General features: G+C 30.7%; 26 protein-coding genes, 1 other RNA gene and 1 other annotated feature. Of the genes, 24 read left to right on the top strand and 3 right to left on the bottom strand.

All coding sequences use genetic code 11. The annotated features are described in order from the left end of the window. The first annotated feature begins 599 nt into the window (after positions 1 to 599). The 6 genes from rpmH (at position 600) to dnaN (ending at position 5,958) form a co-directional block, all read left to right on the top strand. Entirely contained in the window at positions 600 to 734 is a 135-nt protein-coding gene (gene rpmH, locus RR430_RS05150) for a 50S ribosomal protein L34 (RefSeq protein WP_078711099.1), read from the top strand. Positions 735 to 771: 37 nt separating this feature from the next. Then, positions 772 to 1,104, top strand: a complete 333-nt coding sequence (rnpA, locus tag RR430_RS05145; RefSeq protein WP_332508740.1) for a ribonuclease P protein component — start codon at positions 772 to 774, stop codon at positions 1,102 to 1,104. 22 nt (positions 1,105 to 1,126) lie between these two features. After that, on the top strand, positions 1,127 to 2,014 hold the full coding sequence (yidC, locus tag RR430_RS05140) for a membrane protein insertase YidC (RefSeq protein ID WP_332486664.1): 888 nt from the start codon (positions 1,127 to 1,129) through the stop codon (positions 2,012 to 2,014). 1 nt (position 2,015) lies between these two features. Further along, positions 2,016 to 2,645: a Jag family protein gene (locus RR430_RS05135; RefSeq protein ID WP_332486665.1), complete on the top strand. Its 630-nt coding sequence runs from the start codon at positions 2,016 to 2,018 to the stop codon at positions 2,643 to 2,645. A gap of 669 nt (positions 2,646 to 3,314) precedes the next feature. After that, on the top strand, positions 3,315 to 4,691 hold the full coding sequence (dnaA, locus tag RR430_RS05130; protein WP_332486666.1) for a chromosomal replication initiator protein DnaA: 1,377 nt from the start codon (positions 3,315 to 3,317) through the stop codon (positions 4,689 to 4,691). Between the two features lie 145 nt (positions 4,692 to 4,836). After that, positions 4,837 to 5,958 carry a DNA polymerase III subunit beta gene (gene dnaN, locus RR430_RS05125; RefSeq protein WP_332486668.1) on the top strand — a complete coding sequence of 374 codons (1,122 nt, stop codon included), beginning with the start codon at positions 4,837 to 4,839 and terminating at the stop codon, positions 5,956 to 5,958. Between the two features lie 29 nt (positions 5,959 to 5,987). Here dnaN and RR430_RS05120 read toward each other — a convergent pair whose 3' ends face one another. Next, positions 5,988 to 6,425: a GNAT family N-acetyltransferase gene (locus tag RR430_RS05120; protein ID WP_332486670.1), complete on the bottom strand. Its 438-nt coding sequence runs from the start codon at positions 6,423 to 6,425 to the stop codon at positions 5,988 to 5,990. A gap of 256 nt (positions 6,426 to 6,681) precedes the next feature. On the opposite strand from RR430_RS05120, the gene yaaA reads away from it, so the two are divergent. The 4 genes from yaaA to gyrA are packed head-to-tail and all read left to right on the top strand — an operon-like array spanning position 6,682 to position 12,455. Then, positions 6,682 to 6,885 (top strand): S4 domain-containing protein YaaA, encoded by a 204-nt coding sequence (yaaA, locus tag RR430_RS05115; RefSeq protein ID WP_332486671.1) that lies wholly within the window; start codon positions 6,682 to 6,684, stop codon positions 6,883 to 6,885. Beyond that, positions 6,882 to 7,988: a DNA replication/repair protein RecF gene (recF, locus tag RR430_RS05110; RefSeq protein WP_332486673.1), complete on the top strand. Its 1,107-nt coding sequence runs from the start codon at positions 6,882 to 6,884 to the stop codon at positions 7,986 to 7,988. Before yaaA ends, recF begins: the two co-directional genes overlap by 4 nt. Continuing rightward, on the top strand, positions 7,985 to 9,922 hold the full coding sequence (gene gyrB, locus RR430_RS05105; RefSeq protein WP_332486675.1) for a DNA topoisomerase (ATP-hydrolyzing) subunit B: 1,938 nt from the start codon (positions 7,985 to 7,987) through the stop codon (positions 9,920 to 9,922). Before recF ends, gyrB begins: the two co-directional genes overlap by 4 nt. Before the next feature lie 19 nt (positions 9,923 to 9,941). Continuing rightward, entirely contained in the window at positions 9,942 to 12,455 is a 2,514-nt protein-coding gene (gene gyrA / locus RR430_RS05100; protein ID WP_332508739.1) for a DNA gyrase subunit A, read from the top strand. A 133-nt stretch (positions 12,456 to 12,588) separates the two neighbouring features. Here gyrA and RR430_RS05095 read toward each other — a convergent pair whose 3' ends face one another. Next, complete coding sequence (locus RR430_RS05095) at positions 12,589 to 13,461, bottom strand: hypothetical protein (protein ID WP_332486677.1); 873 nt, start codon at positions 13,459 to 13,461, stop codon at positions 12,589 to 12,591. 80 nt (positions 13,462 to 13,541) lie between these two features. Beyond that, positions 13,542 to 13,743: a binding site (T-box leader), on the top strand. A gap of 36 nt (positions 13,744 to 13,779) precedes the next feature. On the opposite strand from RR430_RS05095, the gene serS reads away from it, so the two are divergent. After that, positions 13,780 to 15,060 carry a serine--tRNA ligase gene (gene serS, locus RR430_RS05090; protein ID WP_332486678.1) on the top strand — a complete coding sequence of 427 codons (1,281 nt, stop codon included), beginning with the start codon at positions 13,780 to 13,782 and terminating at the stop codon, positions 15,058 to 15,060. Positions 15,061 to 15,123: 63 nt separating this feature from the next. Here the strand turns inward: serS and RR430_RS05085 are convergent, their stop codons facing one another. After that, positions 15,124 to 16,269 (bottom strand): hypothetical protein, encoded by a 1,146-nt coding sequence (locus RR430_RS05085; protein WP_332486679.1) that lies wholly within the window; start codon positions 16,267 to 16,269, stop codon positions 15,124 to 15,126. A gap of 94 nt (positions 16,270 to 16,363) precedes the next feature. On the opposite strand from RR430_RS05085, the gene RR430_RS05080 reads away from it, so the two are divergent. The 13 genes from RR430_RS05080 (at position 16,364) to RR430_RS05020 (ending at position 26,417) form a co-directional block, all read left to right on the top strand. After that, positions 16,364 to 17,086, top strand: a complete 723-nt coding sequence (locus RR430_RS05080) for an SIS domain-containing protein (RefSeq protein WP_332486681.1) — start codon at positions 16,364 to 16,366, stop codon at positions 17,084 to 17,086. A gap of 17 nt (positions 17,087 to 17,103) precedes the next feature. Continuing rightward, the gene (locus RR430_RS05075) at positions 17,104 to 17,892 is read left to right on the top strand and encodes an HAD family hydrolase (protein ID WP_332508738.1); all 789 of its coding nucleotides are present in this window, start codon (positions 17,104 to 17,106) and stop codon (positions 17,890 to 17,892) included. Then, on the top strand, positions 17,892 to 18,794 hold the full coding sequence (locus RR430_RS05070) for a Cof-type HAD-IIB family hydrolase (protein WP_332486684.1): 903 nt from the start codon (positions 17,892 to 17,894) through the stop codon (positions 18,792 to 18,794). The genes RR430_RS05075 and RR430_RS05070 overlap by 1 nt, the downstream gene beginning before the upstream one ends. Beyond that, positions 18,787 to 19,710 carry a GntR family transcriptional regulator YhfZ gene (gene yhfZ, locus RR430_RS05065; protein WP_332486685.1) on the top strand — a complete coding sequence of 308 codons (924 nt, stop codon included), beginning with the start codon at positions 18,787 to 18,789 and terminating at the stop codon, positions 19,708 to 19,710. The genes RR430_RS05070 and yhfZ overlap by 8 nt, the downstream gene beginning before the upstream one ends. Before the next feature lie 36 nt (positions 19,711 to 19,746). Beyond that, positions 19,747 to 19,845: signal recognition particle sRNA small type (gene ffs / locus RR430_RS05060), an RNA gene on the top strand. A 10-nt stretch (positions 19,846 to 19,855) separates the two neighbouring features. Then, the gene (locus tag RR430_RS05055) at positions 19,856 to 20,320 is read left to right on the top strand and encodes an NUDIX hydrolase (protein ID WP_332486686.1); all 465 of its coding nucleotides are present in this window, start codon (positions 19,856 to 19,858) and stop codon (positions 20,318 to 20,320) included. After that, entirely contained in the window at positions 20,304 to 20,777 is a 474-nt protein-coding gene (gene tadA, locus RR430_RS05050) for a tRNA adenosine(34) deaminase TadA (RefSeq protein ID WP_332486687.1), read from the top strand. Before RR430_RS05055 ends, tadA begins: the two co-directional genes overlap by 17 nt. Then, positions 20,774 to 21,028, top strand: a complete 255-nt coding sequence (locus tag RR430_RS05045) for a TfoX/Sxy family protein (protein ID WP_332486689.1) — start codon at positions 20,774 to 20,776, stop codon at positions 21,026 to 21,028. Before tadA ends, RR430_RS05045 begins: the two co-directional genes overlap by 4 nt. 110 nt (positions 21,029 to 21,138) lie before the next feature. Further along, on the top strand, positions 21,139 to 22,872 hold the full coding sequence (gene dnaX, locus RR430_RS05040; protein ID WP_332508737.1) for a DNA polymerase III subunit gamma/tau: 1,734 nt from the start codon (positions 21,139 to 21,141) through the stop codon (positions 22,870 to 22,872). 3 nt (positions 22,873 to 22,875) lie between these two features. Further along, positions 22,876 to 23,184, top strand: a complete 309-nt coding sequence (locus RR430_RS05035; RefSeq protein WP_332486692.1) for a YbaB/EbfC family nucleoid-associated protein — start codon at positions 22,876 to 22,878, stop codon at positions 23,182 to 23,184. Between the two features lie 2 nt (positions 23,185 to 23,186). After that, entirely contained in the window at positions 23,187 to 23,786 is a 600-nt protein-coding gene (gene recR / locus RR430_RS05030) for a recombination mediator RecR (RefSeq protein ID WP_332508736.1), read from the top strand. Positions 23,787 to 23,809: 23 nt separating this feature from the next. Then, positions 23,810 to 25,477: a formate--tetrahydrofolate ligase gene (locus tag RR430_RS05025; RefSeq protein WP_332486695.1), complete on the top strand. Its 1,668-nt coding sequence runs from the start codon at positions 23,810 to 23,812 to the stop codon at positions 25,475 to 25,477. A gap of 19 nt (positions 25,478 to 25,496) precedes the next feature. Continuing rightward, complete coding sequence (locus RR430_RS05020; protein ID WP_332486697.1) at positions 25,497 to 26,417, top strand: hypothetical protein; 921 nt, start codon at positions 25,497 to 25,499, stop codon at positions 26,415 to 26,417. The last annotated feature ends 140 nt before the right edge of the window (positions 26,418 to 26,557 follow it).

The following is a 26,557-nucleotide window of genomic DNA, read 5'->3' as shown; positions in this document are numbered from 1 at the left end:
GGCATGCATATAAATATTGTATGCCATTGTTGTAACGTTCCTTTAGTAACATTAAGTATTTGCAATATTATTATTTTGGATAGTTATAAAACAATATGCGTATTAATTACCTTTTACTTCATAATTTACACCCTAAGACCTGGTATAAACCTTTACAAATGTCATAATCAAGAATTAATTGATAATTTAGTGTCAACTAATTCATATAAAATTGTTCAAATACTCTTTTCATACAATACAAATGATACATTTTCGTTTTAATTCAAAATATCGAACTTATAAACGCTTTTAACCTAAAATTTTACTTTTATCTACTCTTTTTAGTAATTATACGGCTCATTTAAACTTCAAATTCCCATTTATTTACTTATACTTTTACGATTGTTTTGCTATCATCTTTAACTTATTATCATCTATTATTATATAATCTTACTGTTTTATCCTTGAATTTAGCATTAACCTCGAAATATAAGCCATACTTTGTTTCAGCTATAAAATAATTTGTGTCACATAAGGTATTTATTGACTTTTGACTTTCTGTCCCTTATGATAGTAGAGCAATTGTTCTATTTATTATAGTAAAAATGGAGGTGGATTTGATGAAAAGAACATATCAACCAAGCAAAAGAAAACACCAAAAAGTCCACGGTTTTAGAGCCCGTATGAAAACGGTTGGTGGCCGTAAGGTACTAGCACGCCGTCGTAGTAAAGGTAGAAAGATCTTATCGGCTTAAGAAAAGTCACCAATTGGTGGCTTTTTTTCAAAAATTTATGAAGATAAAATATCGCATAAAAAAACAAGAAGAATTCCAAACCATTATAGGTAAAAGAAAATCTCTTGCTAATGCAGCATATGTAATCTATTATCAACCAAAATCTGAGCCTTGGTGTCGCGTGGGTATATCGGTTGGTAAAAAGCTTGGAATCGCCGTTAAACGTAATAAATATAAGAGACAATGTAGAATGATTATTCACGAAATACTGGAATTTGATGATTTTCCATACGATATAATCATAATTCTTAGAAATAAATTTATTAAGCAGTCTTATCTAGATAACAAAAAAGACTTGGAAAGCTTATTAAATAAAGTTACAATTATATAGCACGAATGATGAGGAGATTTAAATGAAAAGAAAAAACAAAAAAATCATTCTTTTAGTAGGAATTCTAGCAGCGCTATTTCTATTAAGTGGATGTACAGTCCCTATGGTGAAAGATCCTGAAACAGGGAAAGAAATCGTAAAATTAATTACTACTAGCACAACATTCTCAGAAATCTTTGGTTCTGAAAGTTGGTTTAGTGCATTGTTTGTTTATCCACTATCACAAGCAATCAACTACATGACACCAGTTATAGGGGTCGCTGCTGCAATTTCAGTAGTTACTGTAGGAATTAACGTTATTACAATGGCACTAACTATCAAGTCAACTGTTGCTTCTCAAAGAATGCAACAACTTCAACCAGAAATGGATAAGATTACTAAGAAGTACGAAGGCAAGACTGATGATCGTTCTAAAATGGCTCAAGCACAAGAAATGCAAAACCTTTATAAGAAGTTCAACATCAACCCTTTCTCAATGCTTCTTACTACTTTCTTACAATTTCCAATTATTATCGCTATCTATCAATCAGTTCAACGTGCTCAAGCTGTAGCACATGGTAGTTTCTTAGGATTAAGTCTTGAAAAAACACCTTGGTCTGGAATCATGAATGGTGAATGGACATACTTATTATTATTCGCATTCATGTTAATATGCCAATTTGGTTCAATGTACTTACCTCAATTCTTAGCTAAACAAAAAGCTAAGAAAGATGCTGATAAAGCTGGTAAACGTTATGTACCAGTTTCAAACAAAGCAAACAACATGATGTATTATATGATGGTTCCTATTATGGTCTTATCTATTATGTGGCCAGCAGCGATGACTATCTATTGGGCAATCTCTTCATTAACAATGGTTGCTAAAACACTTATTGTACAAAAATTCTTTATTGATAAGAAAGAAGGTTAATATGAATAAATACACTGCTAAAACACTAGATGAACTTTTGAAAAATGCCGCAAATGATAAACATGTAGAAGCAAGTGAGTTAACATATTTTATTATCGAAGAGAAAAAAGGAATTCTAGGTATTGGTACTTCAGTTACTGCTGAGGTCTATTGTATGAATGATGTTAAAGAGTTTATCTTTAATTACTTAGGGGAATTCTTTACTGAATTAAACCATGAAATCGAAGTAGAAATAGTTCAACAAAATGATGGTTTCAAAGTTATGCTTAACGCAGAAAACAATGCAATCTTAATTGGTAAAAATGGACAAACACTTCAATCTATTAACACAGTTGTTCGTGGAGCAGTTAATAGTACATTTAAAAAACGTATCCCAGTATTAATTGATATAAATAACTATAAAGTTGATCGCTATGCTAAAGTTAAAGCAATGGCTAAAAGAATCGCAAGAACTGTACAAAAAACAAAAGTGGATGCAGTGCTTGATCCAATGCCAAATGATGAACGTAAAGTCATTCATCAATTCTTAACTGAAATGGATCATATTAAAACTGAATCTGAAGGTGAAGGATCACATCGTCATTTAAAGATTATGTATGATGCTTCTAAATCATCAGATAAAGCTGAATAGTAATAACACAAAAGGGTCTTTGTAAAAAGATCCTTTTATTATGCATTTTAAGGCTCGTTGTAAGTTATTTGCATCTGGCTGTGTGTATTTACCTTTTACTCATAATTGTCGCCTTAGTGATTATTTAAAAGATAATACAATACAGACAAAATAATACTAGTTTTAGAGAATTTAAAGCTCCTAAAATGTGGAAAATTAGAATATAACCCATATTTACATAAATTGTTGATAAACTGTAATTGAAAATGCCTATCAATAAGTGGATTTCTAGCAGTTTTCCACAATGATTCCTCATTCCACAATTAGTAGTTTTCCACAATTGTGGAAAACTGTTGAAAATATCAAAATATCCTTTGTTTATAGTCTTTTTTAACTGTTGATAACTGCCATTTACTCTTCTTCGCTCACAACTTATCCACATTTTCCACAGTATTGTAAATTGTTTAAACTTTTTCCACTATTTACCCACATTTTAAAGTTGTGGAAAATTGTGGAAAACTCACGTTTAAAGCCAAATTATAAGCTTATTTTAATGTTTCTATTGTGGAATAAAAAAGTTTTCCACAATTTGCTGATTTAACTTAGTTTTAACGTGCTATAATGTTCCTACACACTTTTATTTAATTGATATTTATAAGATAAAATTTTAACGAAAGGGGCTCAATTAACGTGACTAGTAACACTTTTTATTTAAACGAAATTTGGTCAAGAGTATTGAATATTATAGGCAGCTCCGAACGAGTAGATACCTTTGTGTTTGACAATTTTTATAAAGAGTCAAATTTAGTAGATCTAAATGATAAGAAAGCTTTGATATCTGTTTCTTCATTTATACATAAAACATTGTTAATGAATGAAATTGATTTTATATCAACAACACTTGAAGATATTCTTAATGCACCAACCAAATTAAACTGTGAAATTATATTAGAATCTGATTTAGAAAAAATATTAGAAAGAAATGAAGAACCTATCGATGTTCAAGTTATCGATGAATCGTTTGATAGTAGTCCTTTGCGTGAAGATCGTACATTTGAAAATTTTGTTGTAGGTGATTGTAATAGAGAAAGTCATTCTGCAGCTTTAGCTTGTGCATATAACCCTGGTAATTTGTTTAATCCATTATTTATTTATGGTAATTCTGGTTTAGGAAAGAGTCATTTATTATGTGCTATTGGTAATTACGTAAAAAAGAACGAACCGAATAAGCGAGTTTACTATACTGACTCTAATAAATTTGTAGATAATGTAGTTAATTCTATAAAATTAGGAAAGATTGATGCATTTAAAAAATATATGTATTCAATTGATGTTTTATTAATTGATGATATCCAATTTATTGCAGGTAAAGAAAAATCACATGAGATATTTTTCTCAATCTTTAATGAATTAGTTAATAATCGCAAACAGATATGTATTGTATCTGATCGTTTACCTACAGAAATTAAAGGTTTAGAAGATCGTTTGATAAGTCGTTTCTCTTCAGGATTATCTGTTGGTATTGATTCACCAGAATTTGAAACATCATTGGCAATTTTGAAATTAAAGATGAATAATTCAGCATTTGAATCAAGAAATATTGATGAAGAGGCTTTAGCTTTTATTGCTTCTAACTTTAATCGAGATGTTAGACAATTAGAAGGGGCCTTAAATCGTGTTTTATTCTATGCAATAGAATTTCAAAAGGATGATGGAAAAATTCGTTTTGATACTGCTACAAACGCTCTTAGAGGTCAAGTTCTTGTTTCAGATAAGAGTGGTATTACAGTAAGAAAGATTATAAAATGTGTTTCTGAATATTATGGACTAACTAAACAACAGTTAACTAGTAAAACTCGTACTAAAAATATATCTACAGCAAGACAAATTGCAATGTTCATGTGTCGAAAACTACTAGATTTACCATATATTAAGATTGGTGAAGAATTTGGTGGTAGAGACCATTCAACTGTTATGAGTTCATGCGAGAAAGTTGAAAAGCAAAGTAAAGAAAGTGGACCATATTTACAAGCTTTAAATGAAATTGAAAAAATAATCAAATCATAAAACTTTAAACATTTTTACGCTTTTAATTCACAGTCAAAAGTGTTAAAATATACTTATAAAATAAGGCGATTTGGAAGTTTTCCACTTTTCCACACCCTTAATAGTAATAACTCTTTTAAATCTATTAACATATTAGGAGGCCACTATGAATTTCAAAGTATCTAAAAGAATTTTCTACAATGCATTACAGGTTGTATCAAGATCAATTTCAGCAAATTCTCCATTACCTTCTTTATCTGGAATAAAAATTGAAGTAAGCGAAGATCATATTATTTTAACAGGTAGTGATTCTGATATTTCAATTCAAAAGATTCTAAATAATGAAGATGAAGATTTGAACTTAATTGTAAAAGAAACTGGTTCTATTGTTATCGAAGCTAAATATATTTTAGAAATTGTACGTAAAATTGATGCTGATGAAATTAACTTTGAAATTGTTGATGGATCATTAACAAAAATTAGTGGACTTTCTGCAGAGTATAAAATTAATGGTATGAGAAGTACTGATTATCCTGCTATTGATTTTTCTAAACCTAGTCAACAATTTAGTATTGATGCTGATATATTAATGAAAATTATTAATCAAACAAGTTTTGCAACTAGTGATAAAGAAACTAGACCTGTATTAACAGGGGTTAACTTTAAATGTAAAGGTAATAAACTGGAATGTGTAGCTACTGATAGTTATCGTTTAGCTAGAAAAGAAGTTGAATTAGAAGGTGATAATAATTTTAATATTACTATTCCTGCTAAGAGTTTAAATGAAATAGTTAAGACAATTGAAAAAGATGGAAAAGTTAATGTTTGTGTATCTGATAAGAAAGCTCAATTTTGGATTAATAATACTTTAATTCAAACTAGATTAATTGATGGCTCTTATCCTGAAACAGAAAGATTAGTACCTAATGAATTTTTATATGAAATGATAGTTGATAGTAGAGATATTTTAAATGCTATAGACCGTGCATCATTTATTAAAAATGAAGGAATTTCTATTGTAAAATTAAGTGCAGATTCAAAAGAAGTAGTTATTTCTAGTAAATCACAAGAAGTAGGTTCTTCTACTGAAAAACTTAATGTTATTTCTTATACAGGTGATCCTTTGGAAATTAGTTTTAGTGGACGTTATGTATTTGAAGCTGTTAGAACACTTGCGACTCCTACTGTTAAAATACAGTTTAGTGGTGAGATGAAACCATTTGTAATTAAAAATAACGAAGATGATTCTGTCTTACAATTAGTATTACCAGTTAGAACTTATTCATAAAATAAAACCAGCGAATTAATCGTTGGTTTTTATTTTATGTCTCTAATCATTTGCATGTAAGGTAGAAAATCATAACCTAAACGTTTATATAAACTTATAGCACGTTCATTATCTTCTTCAACTTCTAAACGATATCTTGCAGCATCAATATTTTCAAATACATGATTAAATACTTCTTTACCTAAACCATTACCTTGAAATTCAGATCTTACATATACTTCTTCAAACCATACAACTTTACCACCAACTTCAGGTGAAAATGATTTACTTAATAGGGCATAGCCTGCTGGTTTATTATCAAATTCTAGTATGAAACATTCTAGATAGTCTTCTGAGCGTATTAATTCATTAAAGGTATTTTGTATCATAGATGTTGGAATTGGTTCTAATACAGCATCAGAATGATAAAATTCATCGCTTAATTGCATGAATAGAGATTCATCATTTTTTGTGATTTTTCTTAACATATTTTTTCTCCTTGTCTTGATTATAACAAATCATTCTTATTAAATCTATTTTTGACACTTTTGTTGATTTTTTTATTGAGAACAAATCATTAAATTTAGTTAAAAATACTAAGCAATATTATAAAGTAATAGTAATTATAAACTGTTAAAAAAATGATCTTTAAAAAGTTCTAAAAAACTCTTTAAAATCAACATTTTTAGCTGTTTTTATGGTATAATTTACTAGGGTATTTTCGCCTAAAAAAGAGGAGTTTATATGACAAAAATTAATACTGATTTTATTACTTTATCACAATTTTTAAAAATGGAAGATTTTGTTGGTTCAGGAGGAGAAGTTAAATACTTTTTAGCTAATGAAAAAGTTCAAGTTAATGGTGAAGATGAAAATCGTAGAGGAAGAAAATTGTATCCAAATGATGTCATAAATCTTCATGGAAAATCGTTTACAATTGAAAAATGATTATTAAAGAATTAAAACTTAGAAATTTCAGAAATATAAGTTCTTGTATTTGTAAGTTTAATGAAGGATGTACGGTTCTCTTAGGTCAAAATGCTCAAGGTAAAACAAATATATTAGAAAGTCTAGTTTTCTTATCTACGACTCGTTCTCATCGTTTAATGTATGATCAACAAATGATTCAAGATGATAAAGAATTATGTAATTTAGAATGTACATTAATTGAAGATGGGAAAGAAAAAAAGATAGGTGCAGTAATTTATCAAAAAGGTAAGACATTACTGATAAATCAACAACCTGTTTCAAAAAGTAGTGATTTTATTGGTAAATTGAATGTTGTTTTATTTTCACCTAGTGATTTAGAATTATTTGATGATTCACCCAAGGAACGTAGAAGAATTTTAGATATTGAAATAGGAAAATGTTCACAACATTATATGCTTCATTTATCAAAATATTTAAAACTTTTGAAAGAAAGAAATACATGTTTGAAAATGAATCGTGTTGATGAATCATATTTAGCAGTTTTAGAAAATCAAATGATTGAATCACAAATTGAAATATTAGTTTACAGAAAGAAATTTTTTGAAATATGTAATAAAACATTAAGTAAAATGTATTCACAATTATCTGACCAAGAAGTAAAACTTACAATGAATTATCAATCGTGTATTGAAATTCAAAATAAAGAACAAATGAAAAAAGATTTTTTGGAGTTATATAGTAAAAATTTAGAAAAAGATATTTTGTATAAAATGACTTCTATTGGAATTCATAGAGATGATTTTTATTTTGATATGAATGATAAAAGAGTAGAAATGTTTTGTTCACAAGGACAAAAGAGAATGGTAATTTTAGCACTTAAATTCTCGCTTGTTGAATATAGTAAAGAAATAGAAAATAAAATTCCAGTATTATTACTGGATGATGTTTTGTCTGAGTTGGATAGTAAAAAGAGAATGAATTTATTCAAATTACTTGATAGCAATTGTCAAACAATTATAACTACTACTGAATTAGTGGATGGATTTAATCAATTGAAAATGAAACCATTAATTATTGAGGTAAGTGAAGGACAAATAAATACCAAGGAGGGTAAAGTATGACAGAGTTTGATAACAAAGTAGACCATTCGTATAACGAAAGTGATATACAGGTTTTAGAGGGGTTAGAAGCTGTAAGAAAACGTCCAGGGATGTATATTGGATCAACTTCAGGTAGAGGACTGCATCATTTAGTATGGGAAATCGTTGATAATGGAATTGATGAAGCTTTAGCTGGATTTGCGACTACAATTGATGTGATTGTTGATGCTAATAATATTGTTACTGTTAAAGATGATGGTCGTGGTATGCCAACTGGTATTCATGAAAAAACCGGAATCTCAACAGTTGAAACAATTTTTACTGTGTTACACGCCGGTGGTAAATTCGGTGGTGGAGCATATAAAGTATCTGGAGGATTGCATGGTGTAGGTGCTTCGGTTGTTAATGCATTAAGTGAATGGCTTGAAGTAACTGTTTATAACGGTGGTAATGAATATTTTGTGCGATTTGAAGAAGGTGGTAAAACAACAGTACCACTAAAAGTTGTCGGTGCTTGTGATATAGAAAAACACGGTTCTACAGTGCGTTTTAAAGCTGATCCTACTATCTTCCAAGAAACAACACATTATGATCATAACGTCTTAAGAGATCGTTTAAGACAAATTGCATTCTTAAATAAAGGAATACGTATTGTTTATACAGATGAAAGAATTGAAGATGTAGAAAAAATAACAGAAATCTTCCATTATGAAGGTGGATTAAAACAATATGTTGAATATTTAAATAAAAATAAATCACCTATTCACGAAGATATTATTTATTGTGAAGGGGTAGAAGATGGTATTCAAGTTGAAATTGCAATGCAATACAATGATGGGTATGTTCCTAACATTTATACGTTCTGTAATAACATTAATACTAATGAGGGTGGTACACATGAAGAAGGATTTAAGTTAGCGTTAAATCGTGTTATTAATGCTTATGGTAAGGAACAAGGAATTATTAAAAAAGATGAAGACAACTTACAAGGTGATGATGTTCGTGAAGGATTAACTGCAATTATCTCAGTGAAACATCCAGATCCTCAGTACGAGGGACAAACAAAAACTAAATTAGGAAATAGCGAAGTTCGTAAAATAGTTTCTAATATATTTGGAGAGAGTTTACAACGCTTTTTGTTAGAAAATCCTAGTGAAGCTAAAATAATTTTAGATAAAGCAACTGTTGCATATAAAGCTAGACTTGCAGCTAAAAAAGCACGTGAATTAACACGTCGTAAAGGAGCTTTAGAAATATCTAGTTTGCCTGGTAAATTGGCTGACTGTTCAAGTAAAGACGCAAGCATCTCAGAGATTTATATAGTCGAAGGAGATTCAGCGGGTGGTAGTGCTAAACAAGGTCGTGATAGTAAATTCCAAGCTATTCTTCCACTTAGAGGTAAAATTTTAAATGTTGAAAAAGCACGTTTACATCGTATTTTTGAAAACGCAGAAATTCGTTCAATGATTACAGCATTTGGTTGTGGTGTTAGTGATGAAGTAGATACAAGTAAGTTGCGATATCATAAAATTGTAATTATGACCGATGCCGATGTCGATGGTGCACATATTCGTACGCTATTGCTTACATTCTTCTATCGTTATTTAAAACCAGTTATTGAACAAGGTTATATTTATATTGCACAACCACCATTATATAAAGCACAAAAGGGTAATGCTGTTCGTTATGCATATAGTGATGATGAGTTAGAAGTAATTAAACGTGAATTAGGAGATCGTTTAGCTATTCAACGTTACAAAGGTTTAGGAGAAATGAATCCTGAACAATTATGGGAAACTACTATGGATCCTGAAGTACGTACATTAATTAAGGTTGATATAGAAGATGCAATGGATGCAGATGCTGTATTTAGTATGTTAATGGGTGATGAAGTAGAACCACGTAAAAACTTTATTGTAGAAAATGCACAGTTCGTTAAGAACTTAGATATTTAGGAGGGAGACAATCATGGAGATGGATGACAACAAGTATAATTCGGATACGTTTAATCACGGTAAGATAAAAAATACAGATGTTTCTAAAGAAATGAGAGACTCTTTCTTAAGTTATTCAATGTCGGTAATTGTAGCGCGTGCGCTACCTGATGTTCGTGATGGAATGAAACCAGTTCATCGACGTATTATTTATGCGATGAATGATTTAGGAATTACACCAGACAAACCACATAAAAAATCTGCCCGTATCGTTGGTGAAGTTATCGGTAAGTATCACCCTCATGGGGATATTGCAGTTTATGAAACGATGGTTCGTATGGCACAAGAGTTTAGTTATCGTTACCCTTTAGTAGATGGTCATGGCAACTTTGGTTCTATCGATGGTGATGGAGCGGCTGCGATGCGTTATACTGAAGCACGTATGTCTAAAATATCAAATGAGTTAATGAAAGATATTCAAAAAGAAACTGTTAATTGGATTGATAACTATGATGGTGAAGAGAGAGAACCAGAAGTTCTACCAAGTCGTTTTCCAAACTTATTAGTTAATGGAACAACGGGTATTGCGGTAGGTATGGCTACTAATATGGCTCCTCATAATTTAAATGAATCAATTGATGCTGCTATAGCTGTAATGGAAAATCCAGATATCACGGTTCAAGATTTAATGGAGAATTATATTACAGGTCCAGACTTTCCTACTGGCGCGTATATCTTAGGTAGATCAGGAATTAAACAAGCATTTGAAACAGGACGTGGAAGCATTATTATGCGTTCTAAAACAACTGTAGATGAGCTATCAAATGGTAAACCAAGAATCGTTGTAACCGAAATTCCTTATATGGTTAATAAAGCAAATTTAGTTGAAAAGATTGCTTCACTTGTAAGGGAAAAAATGATTGATGGTATTACTGATTTACGTGATGAATCAAATCGTGTAGGGATAAGAATTGTAATTGAATTAAGAAAAGATGTGCAACCAGATGTAATTCTAAACCAACTTTATAGAATGACGGCATTACAGTCTTCTTTTGGAATTAATAATATTGTGTTAGTCGATAATGCTCCTAAGCAATTAGGTATTATTGATATATTAAAGCATTATATTAATCACCAAATTGAAGTTACAATTCGTCGTACTAAATTTGAATTAAGAAAAGCAGAAGATCGTGCTCATATTTTAGAAGGTTTAAAAATTGCATTAGATCACATTGATGAAATTATCAGTACAATTAGAAATTCTAAGGACGCGAATGAAGCAATGCCAAGATTAATGGAAAATTTTGGACTATCTGAAATCCAAGCTAAAGCGATTTTGGATATGCAATTTAGAAGATTAACAGGATTAGAAAGAGATAAAATTGAGTTAGAATATGATGAGTTAATGGCATTCATTGCAGACTGTAAAGATATTCTTGCTAATCATTCTCGTGTAGTGCAAATTATTAAAGATGAGTTAACTGATATTAAAAATAAATACGGTGATAAACGTCGTTCAGAAATTATTGAAGGCGATGTAGATATGGAAGATGAAGATTTAATTCCAGTGGAAGACATTGTTATTACAATGACTGTCAATGGGTACATCAAGCGTATTCCTGCTGATACTTATCGTGTACAAAATCGTGGTGGTAAAGGTATCAAAGGAATGGCTGTTAATGAGGATGATATCATTGATCAATTCTTATCATTATCAACACATGATTATTTGATGGCATTTACAAGTAAAGGAAAAGTATATCGCATGAAAGGATATAATGTTCCTGCATCAAGTAGAACATCAAAAGGAATACCAGTAGTTAATTTATTAAGTTTAGATAAAGATGAAAAAGTTAGAGCGCTAGTTTCTTATAAACGTGAAAATAATGAATCTAAATATTTATTCTTTGTAACACAAAATGGTATTGTTAAACGTGTTGCAGTTGATGAATTTGAAAATATTCGTCAAACAGGAAAAATTGCAATTACACTAAAAGAAGATGATGAATTAATCGGTGTTAAAGCAACAACAGGAGAAGACGAAATTATTATTGCTGGAAGCAATGGTAAAGCTATTCGTTTTAAAGAAACAGATATCCGTGCAATGGGAAGAACTGCTTCTGGTGTTAGAGGATTTAATGTAGATGGTTCTAAAGTAATTGGTATGTCAACAAACCACGAAGGAAATTATATTCTAGTAATTTCTGAAAAAGGTTATGGAAAGAAATCTTCATTAGATGACTATCGTATGACCAAGCGTGGTGCTAAAGGTGTCATGACATTAAAGATTACAGAAAAGAATGGTCCACTGGTTTCTCTTAAAGCTGTAAACGGAGATGAAGATTGTATGATTATGACAGATGATGGAATTGTCATTAGAATTAATCTTGAACAAGTTTCGACTTATGGTCGTGGAGCTCAAGGTGTTCGTTTAATTAATACAAGCGAAGGAAGCAAAGTATCAACTATCGCAATTGTAGAAAAATCAGATGAAATTGACGAATCTGAAGCAACTGAAAATATTGTAGAAAAAGTAGAAAACAGCGAGGAATAATCGCTGTTTTTTATATATTTCAGTCAAAATAAAACCCTCTAATTTGCAATGAAAATAAATTGATGGATAACTATCCATTAATTTATGCATTTAGAGGGTAAAATTTTACGAAAAAACTAGAAAATAATTCAAGTTAATATAATCCACCTAATCGGTAACCATTTTCACTTTTTGTGATGATTATTCTTTTTAATTCTGGATCAATAATTTCTCCATAAGATGAAACTATATCAATCAAAATTTCATTTTCAATTTCTTGTGATGAAATAATCAAAGATGTGTCGTATACAATTTCATCTGTAATGCTTGGAGTATTTTGGATGCAATATAAAGTTCCATCATCTTCGATATATATAGGAGACTCTGATTCAAATACTTCTGGATAAAATTTAGATATGAAAGTTTTATCAAAAGTTTCTTCAACATAAGTTTTAATTTGATCAATTGATGTTGGATTTTCTATACCTGCTGTGTAAATGACTTTATAGTATCCAGGATATTTTTCACTTTCAACTTCATCTAAATCTGCACCGATTCCGTATAAATAGTTAAATACTTCTCTATTTTTATCTAGCAAAGGATCTAGAATAGATTTGACACTTGATAGTTGAGGGTTATTTGGCATAATTGTTTCGGTGTCTACCTCAAAGCTTGCTTCTCCGCATTGCCAAAAACTATCGCACTCTCCGTATAAGTGAAATACCATTTTGTATTGATCGATAGGTAATTCAGCAATATAAACTGCATTGCTGTGATCATCGCTTCTTTCTTTTAAATCTTTTAAGGATTCAATTTGTGGTATTGTAATGATTTGCACTGGAAGTGCAGGGGTATCAATTGTATGTATGATAGAATCTGCTGCAACATTGGTGTTATAGTCAGATATACATTCTTGAATTAAGAGTAACATTTTTTCATCAAATGTTAATTCTTTTGGCTCATTTGATTTGTCTGAACATCCTATTAATATTAATGATAATGCCAAGATTGTTAGTATTTTTTTCATAGAGTCACCATCTTTCATAATTTATTATAGCACTGTTAAACAAACCTTGACAAACCTAAGTGTGAGTGTTTAAATGTAGATACAAATCGTTGATAAGGATAAGTAAAATCAATTGTATGCATAGAGAAATAGCGGTTGGTGAAAGCTATAATATATTGATTTGAAATCTACCTTTGAGTGAAAGGGAACCTTTCCGGGACACCGTTATCTGTATTGAGTGGTAATATGTTTCACGTGAAACATATTGCAATGAGGGTGGCAACACGAGATATCGTCCCTTAATAGGGTGGTATCTTTTTATTTTGGAGGAGAATAGAAATGCTAGATATTAAATTAATTAGAGAAAATGCTGAATTAGTAAAAGAAAACATTAGAAAGAAGTTCCAAGAAGGCAAATTAGCTTTAGTTGATGAAGTTATTTTGTTGGATAAGGATTTCAGAGAAGTAAAAACAAAGGCAGATGAGTTACGTGCGTTGAGAAATTCAAAATCAAAAGAAATTGGTACTTTGATGCAACAGGGGTTAAAAGAAAAGGCTCAAGAAACTAAAGAAGCTATCGCACATATTGGTGATGAAATCAAAGCTCTTGAAGAAAAAGAGGTTGTATTAGAAGCTAAGATAAAAGAAATTATGCTAACTATACCTAATCTTATAGACTCTACTGTACCTATTGGTAAAGATGATACAGAAAATGTTGAAATTGAACGTTTTGGAGAACCAGTAGTGCCTGATTATGAAATCCCATACCATTCAGATATAATGGAAAATCTAGGTGGTATTGATTTAGATAGCGCAAGAAAAACAAGTGGTAATGGATTTTACTATCTTATGGGAGATATCGCAAGACTTCAATCAGCTATATTGTCATATGCTAGAGATTTCATGATTGATAAAGGATTTATTTACTGTATTCCACCGTTTATGATTCGTAGTGATGTTGTTACAGGTGTTATGAGTTTTGCGGAAATGGAAAATATGATGTATAAGATTGAGGGGGAAGACCTTTATTTAATTGGCACTTCAGAACATTCGATGATTGGTAAATTTATTGATACTATATTAGATGAAAAAACATTACCTCACACTTTAACTAGCTATTCACCATGTTTTAGAAAAGAAGTTGGAGCTCACGGTATTGAAGAAAGAGGAATATATCGCGTACATCAATTTGAAAAACAAGAAATGATAGTTGTATGCAAACCAGAAGATAGTATGGATTGGTATAATAAAATGTGGCAACATTCAGTGGAATTCTTTAGATCATTAGATATTCCAGTAAGAACACTAGAGTGTTGTTCAGGAGATTTAGCTGATCTTAAAGTTAAGAGTTGTGATGTTGAAGCTTGGTCACCAAGACAAAAGAAGTATTTTGAAGTAGGAAGTTGTTCAAATTTGGGTGATGCTCAAGCAAGACGTCTTGGAATCAGAGTGAATGGTGAAAATGGCAAATACTTTGCACACACATTAAATAACACTGTTGTTGCTCCTCCACGAACTTTAATAGCGTTTTTAGAAAATAACTTAAATGAAGATGGTAGTGTAAGAATACCAGAAGCATTAAGAATGTATATGGGTGGTAAGGAAGTAATCAAGAAGTAGGAAACTACTTCTTTTTTATATGTTTCACGTGAAACATATAAAAAGAACCTAGTTAATTAGGTTCTATAAAGATGAAAGTATGTGAATAGTGTCAAATATCTTATGCTTAGTATCTGTGGTAAGGGTATCTGTGAAAGTTTCGTAGGTAATATAGTTTTCATTAATACCTGACACGTAAGGAGAGTAACCGTTGGAATAACAAATTAGTACGGAATTATCTTCGTCAATTGCTTTAGTATAATAACTGAATAATTCGTTAGGTGCAAATATAAGATTAATGGATTCCAGTTTAAGTGATGAGATAACTATTTCTTTATCAAGACTATCAATGTTATGTAGAAGTCTTTCTCTCACTTTGATTCCAATATCGATGGTTTCTTTTTCTCTCTCGGTTAAGTCTAAAGGTATATCAGATAGATTGATAGGCGATAAATCATGTTCCATAGGTATTACGTGTTCGTGGATATCAAATGTATTAAACGATTTAAATACAGAAGGAGTGTTAATTATCTTTTTTATTTCGTCGACTAAAATATTTCCTAAATATTCAACTCCTGCATAATCTTGAGTTATTCTAGTGAATCTAGAACTGATATCACCAGTAGCCCCTTGAAAGAAAGAGAAAAATACATCTTTATAATCTTTGGAAAGTTTCTTAATAACATAACCGGGATACTCACTAGATATATATGGAGTATCACCTGATAAAATAGTTGGATGGCAGTTATGAGTGATGATTGTTGCGATGCATTTATCTTTGTCGAAAATAGATAATACTTGTAATACTACATTTGCGATATGATTAGAAATTCTACTTTTACCAATTTTATCAAATTTTTCGTGTACATATTTAATAGATAAGTCTCCGGTAGTATAAACCAAAGACATGCATTCATTATAAACTTTATTAATAAAGTATTCCTGATACTCTGTATTTGTTGAGTCTGGGGCAAAGTGAGTATGGGTACAAGATAAGATTACTGTGCAGTTAGGTCCTAGTTTATTTTGTATTTCGTTTTGAACATTGATTTTAAAACCTAAATTATCACAAGAAACAAGATAAACTTTCTTACCTTGGTCAGCGAATGATATGATTCGTGCATGTAGATCATCGTGTATCGTAGATACAGGGTTAACTTGTTGAATGAAGCCGCCTAGCTTAATAGGGAAAGGGGGATTAATATTAATTGATGACATTGCGTATTTCATAGATATTACCTCACTAAAACTATTATATACCAATATATATAAAAATGTATATTGGTATGTTATAATCTGTGTATAAATATTCAAGGAGGTAAATATGTATACATTTGAATATATGAATAAAATTGATGAATTACTTCATCGAGTAGCGGAAGCAAATAAGGATGAAATAGAAAAATTAGCCGAGATGTTCGCTAACAATATTAAAGAAGATAAAATAATTCATGTTTTTGGAACAGGTCACTCCCATATGGTAGGTATAGAAATGTATGCAAGAGCAGGAGGTTTAGGAAACGTGAATGCAATGTTAGATCCAGATGTACTTTCTTCATTCGGAGCAAGACGAGGGTGTGCAGTAGAAAAACTTTCTGGACTTGCTGATATTATTTTTGATAATTATAAAATTGAAAAAGGTGACATCATGATTATTACAAGTAATTCAGGTCGCAATGCAGTTCCGGTTGAAATGGCTATGCGCTGTCAAAAAGAGGGAATTTACGTAGTTGCTTTAACTAACTTGGAACAATCGAAAAATACTACAAGTAGACATGCTTCAGGGAAACGTTTATTTGAATGTGCAGATAGTGTGTTAGATAACATGGTACCAACAGGTGATGCACTGTTAAATGTAGATGGAATTTTAACAGGTCCAGGAACTACAATCACTAGTATGTTTTTAATGAATACGATTGTATCAGAAGCTATAAAAATATGTGCTGCTCAAGGGGTGAAGGTACCGGTATTCCAATCACAAAATGTAGATGGATATGATAATGATAGTATATATAAAAAATATGATGGCAGAATTAAATTGTATTAATAGAGAAGAGGCAAAATATGATTAGAATGATATTTTTTGATATCGATGGAACTACTTACTTGAATAGTATTCATGATTCTCCAGAGACAACAAAGTACGCATTTAAAAAATTAAAAGAACTAGGGATTAAAATCGCTATATGTACAAGTAGAACAGAAGCAGAGATGATTAAACTTCCTCGACACTACTATGAACTAATGGATGCCATGGTTTGTGCGAATGGAGCTCAAATATATATAAATAATAAATTAGTGAAATCTCATTTTATTGATGATTTAGATATATTAAAAGCATTAGAAATATTCTCTAAAAACAAAATACCTTATCGCTGGACAAGTGATACAGGAGATAATTATTTGAGTGAAGATTTAAAAGATATTAAAAATATATTTGTAAGATTATATAATATGTCTCCGGATGTAAAAAAATACAATGGAGAGAAATTAATTCATTTACTGTATTATACACATGATCAAAATTTAAAAGATGAAATTACTATCACTTGTAGTAATAGTGAAAATTTAAATCTTGGTTTCGCAAATGAACTTACAGCAAAGGGTATAAATAAGTCCTTTAGTATGATTGAATGCGCACAAATGTTTGCGATAAATAAAGATGAAATTGCAGCGTTTGGTGATGGTTACAATGATATTAATATGATTGAAACAGCTGCATTAGGGATAGCGATGGGCAATGCAAAAGATGAATTAAAAAAAGTTGCGGATTATGTAACTGGGAATATTGAACATGATGGTTTATATAATGCCTGTCAACACTTTGACTGGTTTCAAGAAGGATTAAAGTAATGGATAAAATAAAAATGATTGCGACAGATTTAGATGGAACATTATTAAATTCAAAATCAGAAATATCTGTTGAAACAAAACAATGTTTAATTAAGGCACAAGAAGAAGGAATATGTTTAGTATTAGCTTCAGGAAGAAGTCATCTATCGTTAATCAACTATGGGCAACAACTCAAAGTTGATGAATACAATGGATACTACATAGGAGCTAATGGTGCAACATTAACAAATGCGAACACACTTGAACATAAAATAATTAGTCAGTTAAAAAAAGAGGAAATTAAAAATTTATTTAATGATGCAAAATTATTTAATGTAGAAATTCTTGGAGTTGTAGATGATACGATTTTTGATTATATTCCAAGCGAACTAAAAGAAATAAAAAAAGAATATAGAATTAAAAATAATATTTCAGATGATACTCCATGGACAGCGGGCAATTTTAAAATAATTCATGATCAAAGAAAAAATAATTATACAAATATAATTTACATTGAAAATTATGATGAAATTAATCAACCTATAAATAAATTATGTTTTGCAGATGAAGAAAAAAACTTAACTGAATTATATAATTTATTAATTGAAAAATATGGTGATAAATATCACTTTGCATTAACATCACCTACATGGATTGAGACGACACATCTTGGTATAAATAAAGGTGATGCACTACTTGGTCTTGCGAAATCTTTAGGAATAAAAAAAGAAGAAATAGTAGCGTTTGGTGATGGTGAAAATGATTTATCAATGATCAAATTAGTAAAGTATGGAGTAGCTATGAGTAATGCAATGGACAGTGTTAAAAAAGCTGCGTATGAAATTACAGATGATAACGATTCAAATGGTATTGCAAAATACTTGGAAAAAAATAAAATTGTTCAAGAGGTAAATAATGAGTGAAGCAAATTTTTGTTTGTTTAATAAAAACGCTTCTACAATAATTTTTTTGTCGAAGATGTTTTTGGAAATGGATATAGAATCGCGAATACCAACGTTTGAAGAACTATCACTTAGAATTGGTGTGGCACGTGGAACTATACAAACATCATTAAAAATATTACAAGAAAGCAATGTGATAAATATTAGATCAAGAGGTCACATGGGTTCTTACTTAATTAAGAAAGATACCAAAGCATTAATACAAATGGCAGATATAAGGTCACTGTTAGGAGCACTACCCTTACCTTATTCAAAAACATATGAAGGACTTGCGACAGGGTTAACATATACATTAAAAAATAAATATGATTTAGTTGTAAGTATGGCCTATATGAGAGATGCACAAACACGTATTGATCAAATGATAAAAGGTAAATATGATTTTGTTGTGCTATCAAAAGATTCTGCCGATATGGCAATTAAGTTAGATAAGCCAGTAGTTAGTGTAATAGATTTTGGTCCTAAAACATATTTAAGTGAACATGTGTTATTGTTTAGTGATTTCAATGCGAAAAAGATTGAAGATGGTATGATTGTTGGCTTAGCAAAAGATGCGAGTGAACAAAATAATTGGACTAAAAAAATGTGTGAAGGTAAAAAAGTAACGTTTAGAAAATGTGATTATTCTAAAATGATAGCAGCTTTAAAAAGAAAAGAAATTGATGCTACGGTATGGAATAAAGATGAGATAAATGATGCATTAATTCAAATTAATTCTAAACCAATAGAATCCATAACAGAGGATACATCAGCGATAATAATGATTAGTAAAAATAGACCAGAATTAATTAAGCTGTTTAAGGAAATAATAGATGTAGAAATGGTACAACAAATACAAAAAGAAGTGATTGATGAAATAATACCACCTCAATACTAGAAACAAAAACTTGTGAATTGTAAGGGAATCCTATATAATAAATATCGGTACAACAAGTATGTATTGAATCAGGTCAGGACCGGAAGGTAGCAGCCTTAAGAGCCTCTACTTGTGTGTACCCTTTTTATTTTCTTAAGGAGAGTTTATGTTTACTACACTATGCTATATTGAAAATAACGATTCCATGTTAATGCTATTAAGGAATAAGAAGAAAAATGACCAAAATGCAAACAAATGGATTGGTATAGGTGGTAAGTTTGAATCACAAGAAAGTCCTGAAGAATGTGTTATAAGAGAAGTATTTGAAGAAACGAGTCTAAGATTAATAGATTTAAAGTTTAGAGGTATTGTTACTTTTGTATTAAACGATTCTTACACGGAATATATGTTTTTGTTTTCATCGAATAAATTTGAAGGTACTATTTCAGAATGCAATGAAGGCATGTTGAAATGGATTAACAAAAGCGAGTTATATAAACTTCCTATGTGGGAAGGGGATAAAATCTTTCTAGATTGTTTAGAAAAGAATATTCCATTCTTTTCACTAAAACTAACTTATAGAGATGATGTACTAGTAGAGGCTAAGTTAAATAATGAAAAAATACGTTAAAACTAATGAAGAATACATGGAGCTAGCATATAAAGAGGCTTTAAAAGCACAGGCAATTGATGAAGTACCGGTAGGTGCAATTATTGTGTGTGAGGGTGTTATTATAGCAAGAGCGTACAATTCTCGTAATAAGTCACAATGTGCTACGGCTCATGCAGAACATATCGCTATTGAAAAAGCGTGTAAAAAATTGAAATCGTGGAGATTAGAAAATTGTACTTTGTATGTTACTCTAGAACCGTGTCCTATGTGTGCGGGCGCCATTATTCAATCAAGGATACCTAAAGTTGTATTTGGAGCATACGATCCTAAGGGTGGTTGTTTTGGTAGTTGTGTTGATTTTAATCAAATAGTTGGGTTTAATCATTATCCTGAAGTTGAGGGTGGAGTTTTACAAGAAGAATGTTCTAAAATATTATCATCATTCTTTAAGAGTAAACGAGGTAAAACAGTATGAGTGAATTATCTAAAATTATAAACATTGGTAAAGTGTTAGAACAGCAGCTTAATGAAGTAGGTATTCCAACACAAGAAGATCTAATAAAAATAGGTAGTAGAGAAGCTTGGGTAAGGATCAAAAAAATAGATTCAAGCGCATGTATTAACCGATTATATGCTTTAGAAGGAGCTATCCAAGGAATTAGATGGCATAATTTAGATGAGATTACTAAAAAAGATTTAAAAGAATTTTTTGATGCTTATAAATAACTACAAGGGGAACAATAGTAGAAGTCTATTGTCCCTTTTTTCTACTATAAATTAGTCTTGTATTTTGATATAATAATCATGTACAGCGAGGTAAAAGGAGGAAGGCAAAAATGGGTTATAAAGCATTATATAGAACGTACCGCCCCACTTCTTTTGAAGAAGTCGTTGGCCAAAAACATATTGTTACTACATTGATGAATGCAGTAAAACAAAATAAAACAGCTCATGCTTATTTATTATGTGGACCAAGGGGTACTGGAAAAACATCAGTAGCACGTTTGTTGGCAAAGGCAATAAATTGTGAGGACAAAGACCATTCACCATGTAATACATGTTCAAATTGTATTGCAAGTGATGCGGGCACACATCAAGACATCGTAGAAATCGATGCTGCTAGTAGTAGTGGTGTAGATCAAATTAGAGATTTAATTGAAAAAGTAAAATATTCACCTATTCAAGGTAAATTTAAAATATACATAATCGATGAAGTTCACATGCTATCACAAGGGGCTTTTAATGCATTACTAAAAACACTTGAGGAACCACCAGCACATGTCATATTTGTGCTTGCAACAACAGAGCCTCACAAAGTATTACCAACGATAATTTCTCGTTGCCAACGCTATGACTTTGGTAAAGTTGGACAAGAAGAAATTATTCAAAGATTACGTTATGTTGTAGATAAAGAAGGCATCAAAGTTGATGATGAAGCATTGCGATTGGTAGCAGTTTTATCAGATGGAGGTATGCGTGATGCATTGAGTATTCTGGATCAGTGTATTGCTTATGCTCAAGATGAAATTACCGTTAAGCATGTAAATGATATTTATGGTATTACAACAGTAAGTGAAAAGATAAATATAATACAAAATATTTTTAATAAAAATGCCCGTGAGTTACTGAATGCAATTCAGGTTATGAGTGAAAAAGGTATTGATATTAGAAGACTTACAAGTGATTTGGTTGAACTGTTAAAAGAGACAGTTATTTATATTTACACAAGCGATTCAGGGTTACTACAAAGTCTTACTTTAGAAGAAGTAGAATCTATTGCGAAAGATCGAAATGCAACAGTACTACTTAAGATGATTGATGTATTAATGGAAGCAACAGTTTCATATAAAAATGCAAGTAATGTCACATCGTATTTTGAAGTAGCTATTTTGAAAATGATAGGTGTTTTAGAAGAAACACCAATTTCATTAATTCAAAGTATGAAAGAAGATGTAGCACCAATTCCAACAATAGTTAAACCGATTGTAAAAGAAGTAGTAATAGAGACTAAACCTCAAATTGAAGTTGAAGAGGAACATATCGAACCAATTATTGTAGAAGAGGTGAAACCTAAGAAAGAAGTTTCATCGCAAATATTATCAACAGAATTTGTACTGAGTTTGTTATCAGGTGCAAGCAAAGAAACTAAAGAAGTTGATAAACAAATATGGAATACTTTGGATGGAAAATCAAGAGAGATTTCATGTGCTAAATGTGCAACAATTTTAAAACACACAGATATCGCAGCGAGTGGTCAAGATTACATCGTAATCACAACTGATTCAGAAGCTGAGGCAAATCAAATAAATGATTTACAACTTAATCAAGAACTTTATTATTTTGTAAAAGAGCAATGTGAATTAGATAAAATGATTTATGCGGTAGATAAAGAATCATTTATAGCAATCACACAAGAATTTAAAGAACGTTGGACTAAAAATGATTTACCAGAAGCTGCTATTATTACGAAGTATCAAAAGGTAGAAAAGAAAGAAAAAAAGAAAACCAAAGAAGAGAAATTAATTGATTTATTTGGTGAAGAAAATATATCCATTTTTGAGGAGGAATAAAACATGGACTTACAGAATTTATTAAAACAAGCACAAAAGATGCAAGGAAGCATCAAAAAAATTGAAGAAGAATTAACAGAATCTGAATACACTGGTACAGCTGGTGGTAATGGTGTTACTGTAACAATTAAAGGTACATTTGAAATTACAAATATTAACATTGAAGAAGATTTACTAGAAAAAGATAACAAGGAAATGCTTCAAGATTTAATTATGGTTGCAGTTAATCAAGCAGTTGAAACAGCAAGCAAAGATCGTGATGAGAAAATGGGAGCTGTAACAGCTGGTGTTAAAATGCCAGGAATGTTCTAAACATGTATCCAAAAACTTTAGAAGACTTAATAGAATATTTTAAAATGCTTCCTGGGGTTGGTGCAAAAACTGCAGAACGTTATGCATTACTGATGTTAGAAAAAAGCGAAGAAGATTTAGAAGGTTTTGCTAAAGCATTGATTGATTGTAAAACAAAAATTCAGTTTTGTAGTATTTGTGGAAACTATAGTGAAGAGGAACATTGCTTAATATGTAATGATAATTCAAGAAATCCAAAAATCATCTGTGTTGTTCAATCGCCTAAAGATATTCTTGCGATGGAGAAGACAGGTGAATATAGAGGTCTGTATCATGTATTACATGGAGTGATATCCCCTAGAAAAGGTGTATTACCAGAAGACTTAAATATTGATCAATTACTGAAACGTGTGAGTGATGGAGTAGAAGAAATTATATTAGCTACTAACTTAACACTTGAAGGTGAAACAACAGCGTTGTATTTAGCAAAGGTATTAGAAGAAAAAGGATGTTTAGTAACACGCATCGCTCATGGATTACCAATGGGTGGTCACTTAGATTATGCTGATGAACTTACTCTAATCAAAGCATTAGAGGGTCGTAAAAAAATGAATAACGATTAAATCTAAAGCAGGGGGAAAAGGAAATGAAAACTGACTTACAAATCGCTCAAGAAAACAAAATGGAGAACATTTCAAAAATTGTTGAGAAAGCGCATATTGATCCAAAATATGTAGAGTTCTATGGACTTACAAAAGCTAAAATCAATAATGAAATCATGAATGACCTTAAAGACAAAAAAGATGGAAAACTTATTTTAGTTACCGCTATTAATCCGACTAAAGCTGGTGAAGGAAAATCAACAACAACAGTTGGATTAGTTGATGGATTGTCTAAAATTGGTAAAAATGTAATGGGTTGTCTACGCGAACCATCACTAGGTCCAGTATTTGGATTAAAAGGTGGAGCTACTGGTGGCGGTTATGCACAAGTTGTACCTATGGAAGATATTAACTTACACTTCACTGGTGACATGCACGCAATTACTACCACTAATAATTTAGTGGCAGCTGTATTAGATAATTCCATTTATCAAGGGAATGAATTAAACATAGATCCAAGTAAAGTAATTTGGAAACGTTGTTTAGATATGAATGATAGAACACTTCGTAGTATTACTATTGCGCAGGATAAACCAACTAATGGAGTAGAACGTAAAGATAGCTTTTGTATAACTGTAGCTACCGAGGTAATGGCGGTTTTATGTTTATCAAAAGATTTAAAAGATTTTGAAGAAAGAATTAATCGCTGTATTGTAGCTTATACATTTGATGATAAACCAGTCACCATTAAAGATTTAAAAGTGGGTGGAGCATTAGCTGTTGTAATGAAAGAAGCGATCAAGCCAAACTTAGTTCAAACATTAGAAAAAACACCAGTACTTATTCATGGTGGGCCATTTGCGAATATAGCTCATGGATGTAATTCAGTAATTGCTACTAAGATGGCACTAAAACTTTCTGACTATGTTGTTACAGAAGCAGGATTCGGTGCTGATTTAGGAGCTGAAAAATTCTTAGATATTAAATGTAGAGTTGCTGGTTTAAAACCAAACGCAATTGTGGTTGTCGCAACAATTCGTGCTTTAAAATTACATGGTGGTGTTGATGCAAATGAACTAGGAAACGAAAATATTGATGCGATGTTATCAGGAATTAAAAATTTAGAAAAACATATTGAAACAGTTAAATTATTTGGAGTACCTATTATAATCGCAATAAATAAATTTGCTAAAGATACAGATGCAGAAGTTGAAGCACTTGAAAAATGGTGCAACGAAAAAGGTGTAACTGTTTCGTTATCTGATGCTTGGGCAAAGGGTGGAGAAGGAACGATCGATTTAGCAAATAAAGTTGTCGCATGTTGTGATGAAGAATCACATTATGCACCTATTTATGATGTAAATGATTCAATTGAAAATAAAGTTCTTACAATTACTCAAAAGGTATATGGGGGACAAAATGTTATCTTTACTGATGAAGCAAAAATACAAATACAAAAGCTTACTGAATTAGGTTTTGATAAGTTACCAATTTGTATGGCTAAAACACCAATGTCATTAAGTGATGATCCAAAATTAGTTGGACGTCCTACAGAATTTGATATTCATGTAAACGAAGTTAAAGTATCTGCGGGTGCAGGCTTTATTGTAGTATTTACAGGAAGTATCATGACAATGCCAGGGTTACCTAAAATACCTGCAGCACTTGGTATGGGTGTTGATGAAAATGGAGAAAGTTACGGAATATTCTAAGTAGAAAAGGGGTAGAGCCATGTCTTCAATTGCTTATGTTACTGATAAACATATGATTGAATTTCATCGTCTTAACGGAAATCATGCGATGAATTTTTGGCGTCCAGGTTCACAAAAGAAATTTACCGATTTTAATGAAGGAGATTTACTCTTCTTTCTTGCTAAGGGAAGTGAGAGAGGAAGAAAAAAAGAAAAAGGTATAGTAGGCTATGGAAAGTTTAAAAAGTCTTATACATTAAGTTTTAAAAAAATGTGGAAAGAATATGGAGCTTTAAATGGCTATGCTACTCAAGATGAATTATATGATGCAATCTTAAAAGTATCTAAAGATAAAACGATGCCAAAACAAATGAATTGTTTGTATTTAGATGAAGTAGTATTTTTTCAATCACCAATTTATTTGAGTGAAGTTGGAGTATTGATTTCTAATAAGATTGAAAGTTATATTTATTTGGATAAAGAAGATCCGCAAGCAACATCAAAACTACTTAGTAAAGCAAACGAAAGTGGTATTGATATGTGGACAATAGCTTTATCAAAAACAGAATCAAAAGCAAGTTTAGAGGAAGATGAAATTAAACATCAATTTTCACTAGTCTATCAAAAAATTAATGATGATTTTTATACTGATACTGAAATTAAGAAAGCTAGAAAATTAGCAAAAGAAAAATGTAATGATGATAACTTTGAATTAATAAAAGGTAGTAAAACAGATAGTATCCATTATAGTGAAAATGAAGTAGTTATAGCGGTACCATTTATTTATAAACCCAAAGATTTAAATCGTAAGTTACAATATTTAATTGGTCATTTAGTTAGTTATAGAATTTTAATAAAAGAGATTAGTGAGTATAATTTCAAGCTAAAATTTGAAATACTTGCAGAGTTACCATTAAATGATGAAATAGTTAATATTATAAAAAACATCAACGAAGGATAATTGTAAATTATTTGTAAGAAATATTTAAGATATTGAAAGTATTAGTAAAGTAAGATAATTGCATAAAAGGAGATGTATTATGCATAGACTTGAGGCATATTTTACTTTAGCACTACTATTTATCAGTATCTTTTTTATTT

The sequence above is a fragment of the Anaerorhabdus sp. genome (genome assembly GCF_036641015.1).
Lineage (GTDB): Bacteria > Bacillota_I > Bacilli_A > Erysipelotrichales > Erysipelotrichaceae > Anaerorhabdus.
Note: the sequence above shows the minus strand (reverse complement) of the source record. Positions and strands in the feature narration are given on the sequence as shown.

Coding starts and splice junctions, on each gene's coding strand:
- gyrA (WP_332508739.1), top strand. CDS start 9,942: ATGGATGACAACAAGTATAATTCGGATACGTTTAATCACGGTAAGATA.
- rnpA (WP_332508740.1), top strand. CDS start 772: ATGAAGATAAAATATCGCATAAAAAAACAAGAAGAATTCCAAACCATT.
- tadA (WP_332486687.1), top strand. CDS start 20,304: ATGAAAAAATACGTTAAAACTAATGAAGAATACATGGAGCTAGCATAT.
- rpmH (WP_078711099.1), top strand. CDS start 600: ATGAAAAGAACATATCAACCAAGCAAAAGAAAACACCAAAAAGTCCAC.
- yhfZ (WP_332486685.1), top strand. CDS start 18,787: ATGAGTGAAGCAAATTTTTGTTTGTTTAATAAAAACGCTTCTACAATA.
- RR430_RS05025 (WP_332486695.1), top strand. CDS start 23,810: ATGAAAACTGACTTACAAATCGCTCAAGAAAACAAAATGGAGAACATT.
- RR430_RS05055 (WP_332486686.1), top strand. CDS start 19,856: ATGTTTACTACACTATGCTATATTGAAAATAACGATTCCATGTTAATG.
- yidC (WP_332486664.1), top strand. CDS start 1,127: ATGAAAAGAAAAAACAAAAAAATCATTCTTTTAGTAGGAATTCTAGCA.
- dnaX (WP_332508737.1), top strand. CDS start 21,139: ATGGGTTATAAAGCATTATATAGAACGTACCGCCCCACTTCTTTTGAA.
- RR430_RS05080 (WP_332486681.1), top strand. CDS start 16,364: ATGTATACATTTGAATATATGAATAAAATTGATGAATTACTTCATCGA.
- RR430_RS05070 (WP_332486684.1), top strand. CDS start 17,892: ATGGATAAAATAAAAATGATTGCGACAGATTTAGATGGAACATTATTA.
- RR430_RS05085 (WP_332486679.1), bottom strand. CDS start 16,269: ATGAAATACGCAATGTCATCAATTAATATTAATCCCCCTTTCCCTATT.
- dnaN (WP_332486668.1), top strand. CDS start 4,837: ATGAATTTCAAAGTATCTAAAAGAATTTTCTACAATGCATTACAGGTT.
- recR (WP_332508736.1), top strand. CDS start 23,187: ATGTATCCAAAAACTTTAGAAGACTTAATAGAATATTTTAAAATGCTT.
- RR430_RS05045 (WP_332486689.1), top strand. CDS start 20,774: ATGAGTGAATTATCTAAAATTATAAACATTGGTAAAGTGTTAGAACAG.
- RR430_RS05075 (WP_332508738.1), top strand. CDS start 17,104: ATGATTAGAATGATATTTTTTGATATCGATGGAACTACTTACTTGAAT.
- yaaA (WP_332486671.1), top strand. CDS start 6,682: ATGACAAAAATTAATACTGATTTTATTACTTTATCACAATTTTTAAAA.
- recF (WP_332486673.1), top strand. CDS start 6,882: ATGATTATTAAAGAATTAAAACTTAGAAATTTCAGAAATATAAGTTCT.
- RR430_RS05035 (WP_332486692.1), top strand. CDS start 22,876: ATGGACTTACAGAATTTATTAAAACAAGCACAAAAGATGCAAGGAAGC.
- RR430_RS05095 (WP_332486677.1), bottom strand. CDS start 13,461: ATGAAAAAAATACTAACAATCTTGGCATTATCATTAATATTAATAGGA.
- RR430_RS05120 (WP_332486670.1), bottom strand. CDS start 6,425: ATGTTAAGAAAAATCACAAAAAATGATGAATCTCTATTCATGCAATTA.
- serS (WP_332486678.1), top strand. CDS start 13,780: ATGCTAGATATTAAATTAATTAGAGAAAATGCTGAATTAGTAAAAGAA.
- RR430_RS05135 (WP_332486665.1), top strand. CDS start 2,016: ATGAATAAATACACTGCTAAAACACTAGATGAACTTTTGAAAAATGCC.
- gyrB (WP_332486675.1), top strand. CDS start 7,985: ATGACAGAGTTTGATAACAAAGTAGACCATTCGTATAACGAAAGTGAT.
- RR430_RS05020 (WP_332486697.1), top strand. CDS start 25,497: ATGTCTTCAATTGCTTATGTTACTGATAAACATATGATTGAATTTCAT.